We start from the raw sequence: 378 nt of genomic DNA on the forward strand, positions 1-378 counted from the left end.
GAACGACGCCGCCCCCGCGGGTCCGAGGACCTGCGGGGGCGGCGCTTCGTGCGGGTGGTGCGGTGACTCTGGTGGTGCTACCTGCTGCTGTCAGTCGCCGACGTTGGAGAATCCGGCGTCGTCGTAGCGGTGCAGGAACGCGGCCATCGCGTCACGGTTGATCGGCGTGGTCGGGCGGTAGATCGCCGTCCCGTCGTTGCCGAGCCAGCCGGTGGAGATGCCCTCGGAGGCCAGCCAGGTGATCTCCGCGTAGAACTGCGTGGCCGGGGTGATGTCCGTGAAGGGCGAGGTCGTCGGAGCGGTGAACTCCGGCTCCTCGGCCATCCGGTACAGGAACGCGGCCATCGCGTCACGGTTGATCGGCTCCAGCGGGCGGAA

At 69.6% G+C, this 378-nt stretch carries 1 protein-coding gene; it reads right to left on the reverse strand.

What is annotated here, in order from left to right; genetic code table 11:
- Positions 1–90 precede the first annotated feature (90 nt).
- The coding region (locus SERN_RS15190) for an S-layer homology domain-containing protein (RefSeq protein WP_199241643.1) at positions 91–378 on the reverse strand (288 nt) is incomplete at its 5' end.

It is taken from the genome of Serinibacter arcticus, from assembly GCF_004786095.1.
GTDB lineage: Bacteria > Actinomycetota > Actinomycetes > Actinomycetales > Beutenbergiaceae > Litorihabitans > Litorihabitans arcticus.